The 14,121-nt window shown below is 72.4% G+C and carries 13 protein-coding genes and 1 tRNA gene; 6 read left to right on the top strand and 8 right to left on the bottom strand.

All coding sequences use genetic code 11. The features are described from left to right. Nucleotides 1-591, bottom strand: coding sequence for a DUF3090 domain-containing protein (locus R4Z63_RS06290; RefSeq protein WP_037925764.1), 591 nt, complete (start codon nt 589-591; stop codon nt 1-3). A gap of 77 nt (nt 592-668) precedes the next feature. Further along, nucleotides 669-1,388, bottom strand: a complete 720-nt coding sequence (locus R4Z63_RS06295; protein ID WP_037925762.1) for a histidine phosphatase family protein — start codon at nt 1,386-1,388, stop codon at nt 669-671. Nucleotides 1,389-1,443: 55 nt separating this feature from the next. Between R4Z63_RS06295 and R4Z63_RS06300 the strand changes: the two genes are divergently transcribed. Continuing rightward, entirely contained in the window at nt 1,444-2,436 is a 993-nt protein-coding gene (locus R4Z63_RS06300) for a magnesium and cobalt transport protein CorA (protein ID WP_037925760.1), read from the top strand. Between the two features lie 49 nt (nt 2,437-2,485). Here the strand turns inward: R4Z63_RS06300 and R4Z63_RS06305 are convergent, their stop codons facing one another. Then, a complete protein-coding gene (locus R4Z63_RS06305; protein WP_384447001.1) occupies nt 2,486-3,274 on the bottom strand; it encodes a ferritin-like domain-containing protein in 789 nt (262 codons plus the stop codon). 194 nt (nt 3,275-3,468) lie between these two features. Beyond that, nucleotides 3,469-4,518, bottom strand: coding sequence for an LLM class F420-dependent oxidoreductase (locus R4Z63_RS06310; RefSeq protein ID WP_037925756.1), 1,050 nt, complete (start codon nt 4,516-4,518; stop codon nt 3,469-3,471). Between the two features lie 101 nt (nt 4,519-4,619). On the opposite strand from R4Z63_RS06310, the gene R4Z63_RS06315 reads away from it, so the two are divergent. After that, nucleotides 4,620-5,603: an aldo/keto reductase gene (locus R4Z63_RS06315; protein ID WP_384446998.1), complete on the top strand. Its 984-nt coding sequence runs from the start codon at nt 4,620-4,622 to the stop codon at nt 5,601-5,603. Continuing rightward, entirely contained in the window at nt 5,600-7,879 is a 2,280-nt protein-coding gene (locus R4Z63_RS06320; protein WP_384446996.1) for a helix-hairpin-helix domain-containing protein, read from the top strand. The genes R4Z63_RS06315 and R4Z63_RS06320 overlap by 4 nt, the downstream gene beginning before the upstream one ends. Nucleotides 7,880-7,950: 71 nt before the next feature. Here R4Z63_RS06320 and R4Z63_RS06325 read toward each other — a convergent pair whose 3' ends face one another. Next, nucleotides 7,951-8,613 carry a hypothetical protein gene (locus R4Z63_RS06325; RefSeq protein WP_384446994.1) on the bottom strand — a complete coding sequence of 221 codons (663 nt, stop codon included), beginning with the start codon at nt 8,611-8,613 and terminating at the stop codon, nt 7,951-7,953. A 47-nt stretch (nt 8,614-8,660) separates the two neighbouring features. On the opposite strand from R4Z63_RS06325, the gene R4Z63_RS06330 reads away from it, so the two are divergent. Then, nucleotides 8,661-8,849 (top strand): DUF5703 family protein, encoded by a 189-nt coding sequence (locus tag R4Z63_RS06330; RefSeq protein WP_030037337.1) that lies wholly within the window; start codon nt 8,661-8,663, stop codon nt 8,847-8,849. Between the two features lie 40 nt (nt 8,850-8,889). On the opposite strand, the gene R4Z63_RS06335 is transcribed toward R4Z63_RS06330, so the two are convergent. From R4Z63_RS06335 to R4Z63_RS06345, 3 genes are all read right to left on the bottom strand, one after another. Next, nucleotides 8,890-9,651 (bottom strand): chaplin, encoded by a 762-nt coding sequence (locus tag R4Z63_RS06335; RefSeq protein ID WP_384446992.1) that lies wholly within the window; start codon nt 9,649-9,651, stop codon nt 8,890-8,892. A 164-nt stretch (nt 9,652-9,815) separates the two neighbouring features. After that, nucleotides 9,816-10,049, bottom strand: coding sequence for a chaplin ChpH (gene chpH / locus R4Z63_RS06340; RefSeq protein WP_037925746.1), 234 nt, complete (start codon nt 10,047-10,049; stop codon nt 9,816-9,818). A gap of 131 nt (nt 10,050-10,180) precedes the next feature. Next, a complete protein-coding gene (locus tag R4Z63_RS06345) occupies nt 10,181-11,506 on the bottom strand; it encodes a M20/M25/M40 family metallo-hydrolase (protein ID WP_037925745.1) in 1,326 nt (441 codons plus the stop codon). Between the two features lie 172 nt (nt 11,507-11,678). On the opposite strand from R4Z63_RS06345, the gene R4Z63_RS06350 reads away from it, so the two are divergent. After that, nucleotides 11,679-11,766: transfer RNA gene (locus tag R4Z63_RS06350), tRNA-Leu, on the top strand. A 484-nt stretch (nt 11,767-12,250) separates the two neighbouring features. Next, nucleotides 12,251-13,453, top strand: coding sequence for a hypothetical protein (locus R4Z63_RS06355; protein ID WP_384446989.1), 1,203 nt, complete (start codon nt 12,251-12,253; stop codon nt 13,451-13,453). Nucleotides 13,454-14,121: the final 668 nt, after the last annotated feature.

A 14,121-nucleotide genomic window follows, 5' to 3' on the forward strand; every position in this document is an offset into this window, starting at 1 on the left:
TCACGCCTGGCGCCGGTAGCCGTTCTGGCGCGGGCACACGTGCCCCTCCGGGTCCAGCGGCAGACTGCACAGCGGACACGGCGGGCGGCCGGCGTTGACCACGTCCAGGGCGCGTTTGGCGAAGGCGCGGGCCTGGGCGCCGGTGAGGCGGACCCGCAGCATCGGCGGGCCGTTCTCCTCGTCCTGGAGCAGCCGCTCCTCCGCCTCGGCGAGGTCCTCGTCAGACTCGGCGTCGAGCTCCACCAGGGCCTGGGCCTCGACGATCATCCGCTGCTCCTCGCCGTCCCAGGCCAGGGCCATGGTGCCGACGCGGAACTCCTCCTCGACGGGGACGTCCAGCGGGGCGGTGTCGGCGGCCTCCGCGGGGGCCATGGCCGGGACCGGGGCGTTTCCGCCGGTGCGCCGCACGACCTCGTCCAGCAGCTCGTCCATCCGCTCGGCCAGTGCGGCGACCTGGGTCTTCTCCAGGGAGACACTGGTGACGCGGGGGCCGGAGGAGGCCTGCAGGAAGAACGTACGGCGTCCCGGCAAGCCGACCGTGCCGGCCACGAAGCGGTCCGGCGGGTCGTAGAGGAACACCTGACGGGGCACGTCCAGTCTCCAAGTCTCGGCGGCGGGGGCGGGTATGCGCCCTTGTGTGAGCCCGTCCACCCTACTGCGCCGGGCGATCACGCCGCGCCCGCGCCGCCCCCCACGACGGCGTTCCCGGAGTCTTCGGCGTCCTTGTCGGAGGCGACCGGTTCCGGTGCGGCCGGTCGCCGCACGAGGGAGCCGAGGTCCCCGGTGTCGCCGAGCCGGAACACGAACGGGCGGGTCGGCGTGTAGCGGATCGCCGTCACCGAGCAGGGATCGACGTGGATGCGCTGGAAGAGGTCCAGGTGCATGCCCAGGGCGTCCGCGACGAGGGACTTGATGATGTCGCCGTGCGAGCACATCAGGAAGACGGCGTCACCGCCCTCCCGCTCCTCGATCCGGGCGTTCCACTCCCGTACGGCGTCCACGGCGCGCGCCTGCATGGCCCGCATGGACTCCCCGCCGGGGAAGGCGGCCGCCGAAGGGTGCTGTTGCACGATCTTCATCAGCGGTTCCTCGGAGAGTTCCGAGAGTTTGCGTCCGGACCAGTCGCCGTAGTGGCACTCGCCGATCCGCTCGTCGGTGTGGAGTTCCAGCTCGGGCCGGGCGGCCAGCAGGGGTGCCAGGGTCTCCCGGCAGCGCTGCAGCGGGCTGGTGACGGCGGCGGCGAGGGGCACGCCCGCCAACCGTCCGGGGAGCGCGGCTGCCTGCTCGGCGCCCCGCTCGTCGAGGGCCACGCCGGGAGTCCACCCGGCGAGCAGCCCTGCGGTGTTGGCGGTGGACCGCCCGTGTCGTACGAGGATCAGCGTGGCCATGGGGGCCAGCGTAGGCGCTGCCGGACGGGTGCGGGCCCGTCGGCGGCGGGGGAGAATGTTCGGCGTGATTGTCGACTGCGCGATCTACCGGGACGGTCGCCGCGCCGAGGGTCCCCAGGACTTCTCGGACGCTCTGGACCAAGCCCGGACGAGCGGTGACGCCTTCCTGTGGATCGGCACGTACGAGCCGACGGAAGCGGAGTTCGATCACGTCCGCCGGGAGTTCGGCCTGCACCCGCTGGCGGTGGAGGACGCCCTCAAGGCCCACCAGCGCCCCAAGCTGGAGGTGTACGACGACTCGCTGTTCGTGGTGCTGAAGCCGGTGCTGTACGACGAGGCGACCGACACCGTGTCCGCGGGCGAACTGATGCTGTTCATCGGCGACTGCTTCGTCGTCACGGTCCGGCACGGCGAGGGGGCCCCGCTGACCGCCGTGCGCCACCGGCTGGAGCATGAGCCGGACGTACTGCGGCACGGCCCGACGGCCGTGCTGTACGCGGTCGCCGACGCGGTGGTGGACCACTACATCGAGGTGGCGGCCGAACTCCAGTCGGACCTGGAGGAGCTGGAGGCTGAGGTCTTCACCCCGAACGCCCCGGACACCAGGAACACGGCCGCCCGGATCTACGGTTTCAAGCGGCAGGTGCTGGAGTTCCGGCGGGCGACGAACCCGCTGCTGGCGCCGATGGAACGGCTGGCCTTCGGCGAGGTGCCCTTCGTCCACGAACACGCCCGGCCGTTCTTCCGCGACGTCGCCGACCACCTCACCAAGGCGAGCGAGTACATCGAGGGCCTGGACCGGCTGCTGTCGGACGCGCTGGCCGCGCACCTCGCCCAGACGGGTCTGCGGCAGAACGACGACGTGCGGAAGATCTCGGCCTGGGCGGCGATCGCGGCCGTCCCGACGATGGTCGCCGGGATCTACGGGATGAACTTCGCCCACATGCCCGAGCTGCGCCAGTGGTGGGGCTATCCGGCGGTGCTGGCCCTCATGGCGGGCGCCTGCCTCGGCTTGCACCGGATGTTCCGGCGCCGGGGCTGGCTGTAGGCCGGACGGACGGCACCCGTCGTCGTGGCCGCACAGGTCAAAGATCGAGCTAGGCGTACTCGGGGCTGGTGACGGGCCCGCCCCCGAGGGCGTCACGACGCTCGGGCATCCGCAGGTCGACCATCCGGTGCCAGCCGCTGAAGCGCTCGTATGCGTACATCGCGCGGATGCCGGCGGCCAGCAGGGCCGCCTTCGGCGCGGGCCAGTGCAGCAGCCGTCCCATGTGGTCCATCACCGCGAGGCTCACGTCGCGGTAGACGGAGATCTCGGCGAGCGCGCTCTCGCGCAGCACCCGCTGGATGGTCCGGCCGTGGCCGGCGCGGGCCAGCCGCAGCAGTTCCTCGTGGCAGTAGGCGAGGTGGTTGTCCTCGTCGTTGCTGATCATGTGGATGGCCTTGCCCACGACGGGGTGGTCGCCGAAGTACTTGACCAGCATGTCCATCTGGTCGGCGGCGCGCTGTTCGGTGACCCGGCTGTGCGCGAGGTAGACGACGATGTCCTCGTCGCTCAGCGCCTGCTGGCGACGCAGTTTGTCGTGGGCCAGGCCGATCCCGCGGCGCTCCAGCAGCATCGTGTAGTCGGTCTCCGGCGGGACGGGGACGGCTTCCAGGCCCCGTTTGCGGAGCAGGGCGTGGAAGATCCGGCCGTGCTTGTCCTCGTCGGCGCCGTGCCGGGTGATCTTGGGGGCGAGGTCGCGCATGGAGTCCGGCACCAGGGCCGCGATGCGGGCGTTCTCCCAGCCGCCCTGGGCTTCCCCGCTGGCGGCGATGGAGCAGAACAGCTGGAAGGAGTCGTCGTTGTCGACGATCTCCTGGAACAGGCTGCGGGCAGAGAGCATGCAACGAGTCAAACGCCGGTCCACGGGCCGGGCAACCGAGAGGTGGCACGACTCGCCCGAATGAACGAACCTCCCGCCCGGGCCGGTGTGCGTAACCCCGCGGGCGTCCGGCCCGTTGTGGGGTGTGTCGGCCGTGGCGGGGAAGACCCCCCGAGCCCCCACCACGGCCGCAGGACTTTCCGGCGGCAGCCGGCTCAGGCCAGGCCTGCGCGCTCCATGGCCTCGGTACCGGCGCGCAGGGCGGCGATCCGCTCGTCCAGGGTGAAGCCGGCCGGTGCCAGCGTGAGGGTGGTGACCCCGGCCTCGGCGTAGGCCCGCATCCCGTCGGCGATCCGCTCGACCGGGCCGAGCAACGTGGTGGAGTCGATCAGCGAGTGGGGGACGGCCTCGGCCGCGCCGTTCTTGTCGCCGGCCAGGTACTTGTCCTGGATCTCGGCGGCCTCCTTCTCGTAGCCCATGCGCTGGGCCAGCTGGTTGTAGAAGTTCTGCTTCCGACTGCCCATACCGCCCACGTACAGGGCGGTGTACGGCCGGAACATGTCGGCGAGGGCGGTCACGTCGTCGCCGAGCGCCAGCGGCACGGTCGGGCAGACGTCGAAGCCGTCCATCGTCAGCCCGGCCTTCTCGCGGCCCGCCCGGATGTGGGTGAGCGCGGTGGCCTCCAGGTGCTCGGCGGCCGGGAAGATCAGCAGGGCGCCGTCGGCGATCTCGCCGGTCTGCTGCAGGTTCTTCGGCCCGATGGCGGCGATGTAGAGCGGGATGTGCTCGCGCTCGGGGTGCACGGTCAGCTTGATCGGCTTGCCCGGGCCGCCCGGCAGCGGCAGGGTCCAGTGCTCGCCCTCGTAGCTCAGCCGCTCGCGCGACATGGCCTTGCGCACGATCTCCACGTACTCGCGGGTGCGGGCGAGCGGCTTGTCGAACTTGACGCCGTACCAGCCCTCCGAAACCTGGGGGCCGGAGACGCCGAGGCCGAGCCGGAAGCGGCCCTTGGTGAGCGAGTCGAGGGTGGCCGCGGTCATCGCGGTCATGGCCGGCTGCCGGGCGGGGATCTGCAGGATCGCCGAGCCGACGTCGATGCGCTCGGTCTGGGCGGCGACCCAGGCGAGGACGGTCGGGGCGTCCGAGCCGTAGGCCTCCGCCGCCCAGCAGACGTCGTAGCCGAGGCGGTCGGCCTCCTGGGCGACGGCGAGGTTGTCGGCGTCCATGCCGGCGCCCCAGTAACCGAGATTGATGCCGAGCCGCATGTTGTCGTCCCCTTACCGGTGTACCGATCAGTAACGTTGATGTGCGGGGACTGTAGCGCGCCCGAGTGCTCCACGTCAGCGCCCCAGTAGTCTCAGCGCTCATGGAGCAGAGGCATCTCGGCCGCACCGGACTGCGCGTCTCCCGGATCGGCCTCGGCACCCTCACCTGGGGCCGCGACACCGGCGAGGAAGCCGCCGCCGAACAGGTGAAGACCTTCTGGGAGGCGGGCGGCACCCTGGTCGACACCGCCGACGTGTACGGCGGCGGGGAGGCCGAGTACCTCCTCGGGCGGCTGGTGGGCGGGCTCGTCCCGCGCCGGGACCTGGTGATCGCGACCAAGGCGGGCAGCGTGCCGGACCCGGACCGGCGCTTCGACGGCTCGCGGGGCCGTCTGCTCGCCGCCTTGGACGATTCGCTGGACCGGCTGGGCACCGACTACGTCGACCTGTGGCAGGTGCACGCCTTCGATCCGGCGACCCCGCTGGAGGAGACCCTGCAAGCCCTGGACCTGGCGGTGAGCAGCGGCCGGGCCCGGTACGCGGGAGTGGCCGGCTTCTGCGGCTGGCAGTTGGCGAAGGCGGCGACCTGGCAGCTCGCGGCGCCCGGGGTGCGCACCCGGATCGCCGCGACGCAGATGGAGTACTCCCTGCTGCAGCGCGGGATCGAGCGGGAGGTACTGCCCGCGGCCCTGGACCTGGGGGTCGGCCTGCTGCCCTCCTCCCCGCTGGGCCGCGGAGTGCTGACGGGCAAGTACCGGGACGGTACGCCGGCCGACTCCCGGGGCGCCTCGCCGTCCCTGGCCGCGCTGGTGGAGCCGTACCTGGACGATGCGGCGGGCCGGATCGTGGACGCGGTGGTGACGGCGGCGCAGGGTCTGGCCGTGACCCCGCTCCAGGTGGCCCTGGCATGGGTCCGGGACCGGCCGGGGGTGGTCGCGCCGATCATCGGCGCGCGCACGTCGGCGCAGCTCGCGGCGGCTCTGTCGGTGGAGGCGCTTAGTCTTCCGGAGGAGATCCGCCGGGCGCTGGACGACGTGTCGGCGCCGGAGCACCGCTATCCCGATCAGGACTGGAGCACGCTGTGAGTACGGACCGTCAGGCCGATCCCGCCACCGCTGCCGCGGACGACCCGGCCGGCCCCGCCGCACCGCAGGGCGAGACCGGTACGGACGAAGCCGGTACGGACGAAGCCGGTACGGACGAGCCGGCCGGGACTGCCGCACCGCACGGCGAGGACGGCAAGGGGGCGAAGCCGCCGGCGGACGGCCCGGCCGGTGGCGGTGGCCCTGCGGCGGAGCCCTCGGGGGCGGGCAGCGACGGGGTGGGGGAAAGCCCCGCGGGGCCCACCGCGACCCCCGGGCCGGAGGCGCCCGCGACGGCCGACGACACCGCTGAGCCCGCCGCGGGCGGCGGGCTCAGCGAGGCCCAAGCGGAACTGGCCGCGCAGAAGATCGAGCGGGAGCGCATCGCCCGGCGCAAGGCCGAGCGGGAGCGCCCCGTAGAGGCCGGCGCGAAGCTCAGCGGGAAGGCCGCCGACCTGCTGGCCGCCGTACGGGCCGTGGAGAGCGGCGAGAAGCCCGCCCCCGCGTACTTCGACGAGGCGCCGAGCGCACCCCGCAAGGCGGCCCCGGTGCCCCCGTCCCCGCGCCCGGCCGCTCCGGCGCCGGCGCCGGCCTCCGTACCCGCCGCCGACGTAGTCGAGGCGGTGCGCGCGGTCCTGGCCCGCGGTGGCGCTCCCGAGTCGCTGGCCGCCCCCGTGGCGGCAGCCCTGGGCGACGCGGCGGCGCAGGAGCTCGCGGAGAACCCGTGGCGGCTGCTGGCGGTCCCCGCCGTACGGCCGGCGCAGGCCGACGGCTTCGCCCGCACGCTGCTGGGCGACGGGGCCGGTCCCGGGGACGAGCGCCGCACGGGGGTCCTGGTGGGCTGGCTGCTGGAGCAGGCGGGCCTGAAGGGGCACACCGCGCTGGAGGCCCCGGTCCTGGAGAAGGCTCTGGCCCAGTACGGCGTGCCGGACCCGGCCGAGGCGCTGGAGCGGGCCGTCGCGGAGGCCTCGGTGCTGGTTTTCCACGAGCCCCTCGGCCCGCCGGCGGAGGAGGGCGAGGAGCAGCCGGTACGGATCCTCGTGGGCCTGGAGGGTGCCGCGATGGCCGAGGAGAGCCTGGCCGACGGCCTGGCCCGGCTGTCCGGCACCTTCGGCGGCCCGGCGGACTGGGAGCAGGCCGCCGCGGCGGCGCCGGACCGGTCTTCCGGCGAGCTGATCCGCGCGGTCGCGGGCCACGCCCTGGTCACCCACACGGGTGGTGAGGCGGCCCGGGCCGAGCCCCTCGCGCTGGCCGCGGCGGCCCGCGGGCTGGGTCTGCGGGTCTGCGTGGCCGCGCACGCGCCCGGCGGCCCGGACTCGGTGACCGTGGCCGGCCTGCTGTCCGGCCTGGAGGGGCCCGGACGGGACGCGGACGGGCAGTTCCCGGTGGACCTGCTGGTCGTGCTGGACGCGCCGCAGCTGGACGTGGAGGCGGCGGCCGCGCTGGTCGAGGGCGTTCCGGACGGAGCCCGGCTGGTCCTGTCCGGAGACCCCGGAGTGCTCGGCTCCGCGGGGGCGGGGCGGGTGTTCGCCGATCTGCTGGCTGCACGTACCTGCCCGCAGCTGGTCTCCCGCACGCCGGATCCGGGTCCCCTCGGAGAGCTCGTCTCCGGGGTGGGGATCGGGGAGCTGAACCAGGTGGAGACGCCTGGCAAGGAGGTCGTCATCGTCCCGGTGCGGGACGCCGGGGAGGCAGTGCACCGCGCGGTGCAGCTCGTGGCCGAGTCGGTGCCGCGGGCCTTCGGGATCCCGGCGGACGGCGTCCAGGTGATCGTTCCCGGGCACGGCGGCTCCGCCGGGACCCGGGCGTTGAACGCCGCGCTCAAGGAGCGCCTCAATCCCGGCCCGGGCCGGTTCGGCGGCTTCGACCCCGGCGACCGCGTGGTCCACGTGCCGTCCGCCGGCCGGGCCCTCCCGGCCCGTGTGGTGTCGGCCGACGCCCAGGGGCTGCACCTGGACCGTGCGGGCGCGCCGATCGTGGTACCCAAGGAGCTCGTCGAGTCCCAGGTGCGGCACGGCTGGGCGGTGACGGCACATCAGGCGGTCGGCGCGCGCTGGCCCGCCGTGGTCGTGGTGCTGCCGGGTGACGCGGCGCAGGCGCTGTCGCGGGACTGGGTCTACACGGCGTTCGGTCGGGCCGAGCGGCACCTGTCGGTGGTGCACGGCGTCGACCAGGCACTGCCGCGCGCGGTCGCCGAGGTGCTGCCCAAGCCGCGCACGACGCGGCTGGCGGGTCTGCTGAAGGCCCTCGCAGCGGCGGGCGAGCACGCGGAGCAGTAGTCGGCCGTGTCCTCCCGCCCCGGGGCGGGAGGACACGGTGTCGGCCCGCGCCCGGAGCGCGGTCCCGGAGGTCAGGCGGGAGCCAGGCCGGGCCGGGCGGTCTCGCCCTCGCCTTCGGCGTCGTCGAACCCGTCCGCCTCCTCGTCGAAGACGGAGCTGACGTCGAACCGGTGCAGGACGTCCTGCGGGTCGATGTGCCCGAAGGGCGAGCCCAGCCACTCCCCCGGTTCCGCCATGTCCTCCGAGGCGGCGATCCAGAGCGTGGAGTCGCCCTCCTCCAACCCGAAGTCCTTGGAGCGGGAGGCGATCTCGTCCGGTTCGTACTCCCCGAAGATCACACCGAGGGCGTCGGCGGTGCCGCCGTCGCGGACGAAGTCGGCGTCCCGGTCGTGCGCGGCGACGCGCTCGGCCTGGGCGATCATGCGCGCCGGTTCGACGACGGCGTAGTCGCGGCGGATGAGCACGCTGAAGGCGGCGGGTTCGGCGGGGCCGGTGTACGGGACGCCGTCCTCGGGCGTCGGGATCTCGAAGGGCGTGACCTCGTCGTAGCGGTCGTAGAGGAGTTCGTCGTACTCCTCGGCGGCGGCGGCGAGTTCGTTGAAGGCGGCGTAGACGTCCGGATCCTCGTCCCCGATCCTGCGCTCGACCGCGGCGAGGTGGCGGTCGAGCGCGGCCTTGACCGCCTCGGCGGCGGCGCGGACCTCGGCAACAGTGGGCAGAGCGGCATCAGACATAGAGCAGACGCTATCCGTAGCGAGGCTCTGCCCGCACAATAGATGCGATGCCGGAATACGAATTTGTCGACGTGTACGTGCCCCGCGGGGTTCCTCGCAAGGAAGCCACCCGCCTGCTGACCGACCATGCCGAGTACGGGAACTGGGAGATCGACCGGCTGAGCCTGCACCGGGACGGCAGCCGCCGCGTGCGACTGCGCCGCCGGATCATCCGTCAGGTCCGCGCCACCTGGTGAACGCGGGCCCCGGGGGCGGGGCCCGCGTGGTGAGCGACCGTCAGGCGGCGTTCCGGGAACGCCGGTAGAGCACGGTGCCGGCCAGCAGCAGGCCACCCGCGATCGGGAGGCCCGCGGTCAGCACGTCACCGGATCCGGTGGCGGCGAGGCCGGGGGTCACCCCGGTGCCGGTACCCGTGCCGGGGTGCGTGACGGGGGTGACGGAACCGGTTCCGGGGTTGCCCGGGTTCTCCGGGGTACCGGGGGTTCCCGGGTTCTCCGGGGTACCGGGGTTGCCCGGGTTCTCCGGGATACCGGGGGTTCCCGGGTTCTCAGGAGTTCCGGGGTTGCCCGGGGTACCGGGGTTCTCCGGGGTACCGGGGTTGCCCGGGTTCTCCGGGGTACCCGGGTTCTCCGGGGTACCGGGGTTGCCGGGGGTTCCCGGGTGGTCGTCGCACGGTTCGTCGCCATCACCCGGGTGACCGGGGTGGCCGGGATTCCCGGGGTGACCGGGGTGGCCCGGGTGACCGGGGTGGCCCGGGTGACCGGGGTGGCCCGGCCTGCCGTGGCCCGAGCCGTTGGCGCAGTGGTTCCCGAAGGCCGGGTTGAGGCCTCCCACCACGGTCACCGTGTTCCCGCAGGCGTTCACCGGTGCGTCAACGGGCGCCTGGACAGCGTTCCCGGACAGCAGGCCCGGAGAGTTCTTCGCATGCCCCGCAGCCCCGGAGTCCGCGTGTGCGTAACCCCCGCCCAGTGCGAGGACACCCCCCGCGGCAGCGATGGTGATCAGGGTCTTCCTGGTGACCTGTGCCGGTCGTCGCATCTGTACTCGTCCCCTGGTGTGTACGTGTCGGTCGGGGCCCGCAGGGCCCGACCGTCCAGGCTCCCCCGCCTGGTACGCCGATGAGTGGTTCTGGTTCCGGACCGTAAAAGCCCGGTGGCCCCGGAGCGCTGGATTGCGTTCCGGGGCCGAAGACTTCAGACGCGTCAGGCGTTGACGCAGGTGTTGCCGAAGGCCGGGTTCAGCAGGCCGATGACGGACACGGTGTTGCCGCAGACGTTGACCGGGACGTGAACCGGGACCTGGACGACGTTGCCGGACAGGACACCCGGGGAGCCGATGGCCGCACCCTGGGCACCCGCGTCGGCGACGGCCATACCCGCACCCGCGAGAACCAGACCACCGGTGGCAGCCGCAGCGGCGACAACCTTCTTGAGCATTGTTCCTCCTAGTAGGCAAAGTGCGGTCCCAGCCGCGGACCGCACCACCTGTAACGAGGAGGGATCACCGGGGCTACGAGCGTATGAGTGCATTCACTCTTCCCAGTGGAATGCGCACACCTTCTCGAATCTCAGGCGTTGTCGATGAACCGGTCGAGCACGCGCACCCCGAACTTCAGACCTTCCACCGGAACCCGCTCGTCCACACCGTGGAACATGCCGGCGAAGTCCAGCTCCGGGGGCAGCTGCAGCGGCGCGAAGCCGAAGCAGCGGATGCCGAGGTCGTCGAAGGACTTGGCGTCCGTGCCGCCCGAGAGCATGTACGGCACCGCCCGCGCGATCGGGTCCTCCGCCTTCAGCGCGCCCTGCATCGCGTCCACCAGCCGGCCGTCGAAGTCCGTCTCCAGCGCCCTGTCGCCGTGCACGTCCTCCCGCTTCACGCGGGGGCCGAGGATGCGGTCCAGATCGGCGAAGAACTCCTCCTCGTAGCCCGGCAGGAAGCGGCCGTCGACGTGGGCCGTGGCCTGGCCGGGGATGACGTTGACCTTGTAGCCGGCGCCGAGCATCGTCGGTGCCGCCGAATTGCGCAGGGTCGCGCCCACCATCTTGGCGATGCCGCCGAGCTTGGCGAGCGTGGCGTCCATGTCGTCCGGGTCCAGGGGGGTGCCGAGCGCGTCGGAGAGCTCGTCCAGGAAGGACCGTACGGTCTTGGTCACGCGCACCGGCCACTGGTGGCGGCCGAGCCGGCCCACGGCCTCGCACAGTTCCGTGATGGCGTTGTCGTTGTTGGTCATGGAGCCGTGGCCCGCGGTGCCCTCCACCGTCAGGCGCATCCAGTGCATGCCCTTCTGGGCGGTCTCCACGAGGTAGAGCCGGAGGTTCTCGTTCACCGTGAAGGAGAAGCCCCCGACCTCGCCGATCGCCTCCGTGACGCCCTCGAAGAGGCCCGGATGCTGGTCGACGAGGTGCCGCGCCCCGTAGATGCCGCCCGCCTCCTCGTCGGCGAGGAAGGCCAGCACGATGTCCCGCGGGGGCTTACGGCCGCTGCGCATCCGGTCGCGGACGACGGCCAGCGTCATCGCGTCCATGTCCTTCATGTCGACTGCGCCGCGGCCCCACACGCAGCCGTCGGCGATCTCGCCCGAGAACGGGTCGTACGTCCAGTCCGCGGCGTTCGCCGGAACCACGTCGGTGTGCCCGTGGATCAGCAGCGCGGGTCGCGAGGGGTCCTCCCCCTCGATCCGCGCCACCGTCGAGGCGCGCCCCTTGTGCGATTCGAAGATCTGCGGCTCCAGCCCGACCTCGGCGAGCTTTTCGGCGACCCACTCCGCCGCCTTGCGCTCCCCGGGGCCCGAGTGGTCTCCGTAGTTGCTGGTGTCGATCCGGATGAGGTCCCGACAGAGGTCGACGACCTCGTCCTCGCCGGAGACGGTCTTGCCCGCGCTCGCCTGGCTCACGCTGCTTCCTCCCACTGATCCACGCAGTACCGAACATTCCCATCCTCCCGCCCCGGGCCGCTCTCCCCAAGGGTGCTCCTCGGCCGTCGGGGGGTGCGGTCGAGGACCCCCCGCCGTTTGGTACTGTTTCCCCTGTCGGAACGGCCCGCGAGGGCCGGACGGCACACACCCGGTCCGGGTGGCGGAATGGCAGACGCGCTAGCTTGAGGTGCTAGTGCCCTTTATCGGGCGTGGGGGTTCAAGTCCCCCCTCGGACACCAGCTGAGACCCCACTTCACGTGGGGTTTTCTGCTTTCCGGGCGGCGGCGTGACCGACCACGTGACCCATGGTCCAGCGAGCCCCTGGTCAGACCATGCAAGACGGGCCGTGTGTCGGTCCACACCGGAGGGCGCGCGCTTCCGCGCTCCGTCCTTGCTCCGCCCCTACGCGGATGCCCGTAGTGGGCCGTGGTGTAGTGCTCCGCGCGCGGGCGTCGTGCGCCGTGCGGGCGGGAGCGGGCCGTGAGCCCCCGTCCACGTCTGCCCATGACGGCCCTGCCTCGCCGACCTCGCTGCCGCCGATACGCCGATACGCCGATACGCCGATATGGGGAATCCCCGGGGCATCGGAGCGCAGACCGCACATCGAAACGTTACGGGGGCGTCGGCACCGGCTATCCCGCCGGATGTACGTCCGCTGTCCTCGCGGTCACGCGCCGAGCGATGACCATGCCACGGGGGCAGCCCGGTCATCCAGGAGTCGTTGTGTCCCCATCCATGCTGTCGAGGCCGCCCGCCACCCTGGGCGAGCCGGGCTCCGGGGCGCATCCCCCGCGCCGAGCGCTGCGGGGCTGCGTGGCCGTACTGGCCGCCATGGGCGTCATGGCCCTGCCCGTAGCCCTGGCGAGCCCTGCCCAGGCCGCAGCGTACGTCCCTTGCGGGAACGTTTCCGCACTGAATGCCGCCATCGTCCAGGGCAACGCCGTATCCAGCGCCTTCACCATCGCCCTGGCGCCGGGCTGCACCTACACCCTGGACAGTGCCTTCGGCGGTAACACCGGGCTCACCCCGGTCACGGGGAACATCAAGGTCGCGGGCTCCCGCTCGACCATCGCCCGCAGCAGCAGCGCGGCGACGAACTTCCGCGTCATGGAGGTCGGGACCGGCGCCAGCCTCAGTCTCACCGGCGTCACCCTGGCCAATGGCCATCTCCCCGGCGAGCTCGGGGGCGGCGTGCTGAACAACGGCACGCTCACCCTCAACTCCAGTACCGTGCGCGACAGTTTTGGCACCTTCGGTGGCGGTATCGCAAGCATCGGCCCTCTCCTCACCCTCAACTCCAGCGCGGTGCGGAACAACTCCGCCGGCTTCGGCGGCGGCGTGCTCCTCGGCGGCCTCGGCAGCAAGTTGGTCGCGAACTCCGGCACCGTGCGGGACAACAGTGCAAGCAACTACGCCGGTGGGGTCGGTACCGGTGGCCCCGATCAGGAGATCGTCCTGCGCTCCGTCACGATCAAGGGCAACACCTCGCCAGGTTTGGGCGGGGGGCTCGCCATCGGTGCGCCCGGTAACACGATCGACGCCATCGGAGGCTCCATCACCGACAACACCGGACGCATCGGTGGGGGATTGGCCGTCGGGGCCCCGGGCTCCCAGGTCCGGCTCTCGGGTGTGACCATCGCCCGCAACGAGGCGACCAGCCTCGGCGCAGGCATGTACACCACGGGGCCGCTCAGGATGTCCGGCGGGTCGCTTCGCGACAACACCTCCGCAGGGACCGGCGGAGGCCTCCACTACGACGGTGGGGACACCGCCACGCTCGTCGGCGTCACCGTCAGAGGCAATTCCGCCACCGACGGCGGTGGCATCTACACGACGTCCACGGTCACCGCAGTCGGAAGCCGCTTCTCCAACAACACGCCGAACAACTGCGCCCCGGCCAACACCGTCGCTGGGTGCAACAACTGAGGCACCAGCACCCGCCCAGCAGTGCCGGGCCGGGCCGGGCCGGGCGGTGGAGCTGCCGGCGGACCTCGGCGCGCCCGTTGGGCGGCGCCGTCAGTCAGGTGGTGCTGAAAAGTCAGGCGCAGAGGTCGAAGCGCGGGGTCGAGGCTCGCCGCGTTCAGCTCCGCCGCAGCGCTGAAACACCAGCTCCCCCTTGTCCTCGTCCATTCATACGGTGGGGGAACCCGCTGCCCCGCGTTTGGGTCAATCCCGATGAACCGTAGCCCCACGACTGCCTCCGGCGTCGCGGCTCACGCCAACGTGCACGAGCTTCGTTGCGGCGGCGTCTGAGCGTCAGGGGCAATGATCGTTCACAGGGCCCTTGTGGGGCGGTTCTCGGCCGCCTGGAGGGCTCGGGCCCGAGGGTTGGCCACGTGACCGACGCATGACCACCACCAGGCGGGAACAGGCAGAAGTGCCAGGTAACCGTGCCCGACCGCAGCCACGATGAAGTGACCTCGGGGGGCACGTTTCCCCAGGCCAGAAGGCAAAGGGGCTGGTGCCCGAGTAGAGAGTTCGAGCCGCCCCTCGGACACCGACGGAAGGACCCCGCTTCAGCGGGGTCCTTCTTCGTTCACGGGCACGGCCGACGGCCGCACCGGGTGCGCGGCGGCGGGCCCGGAATGTTTGGT

This window comes from Streptomyces sp. PL-29 (assembly GCF_058344425.1).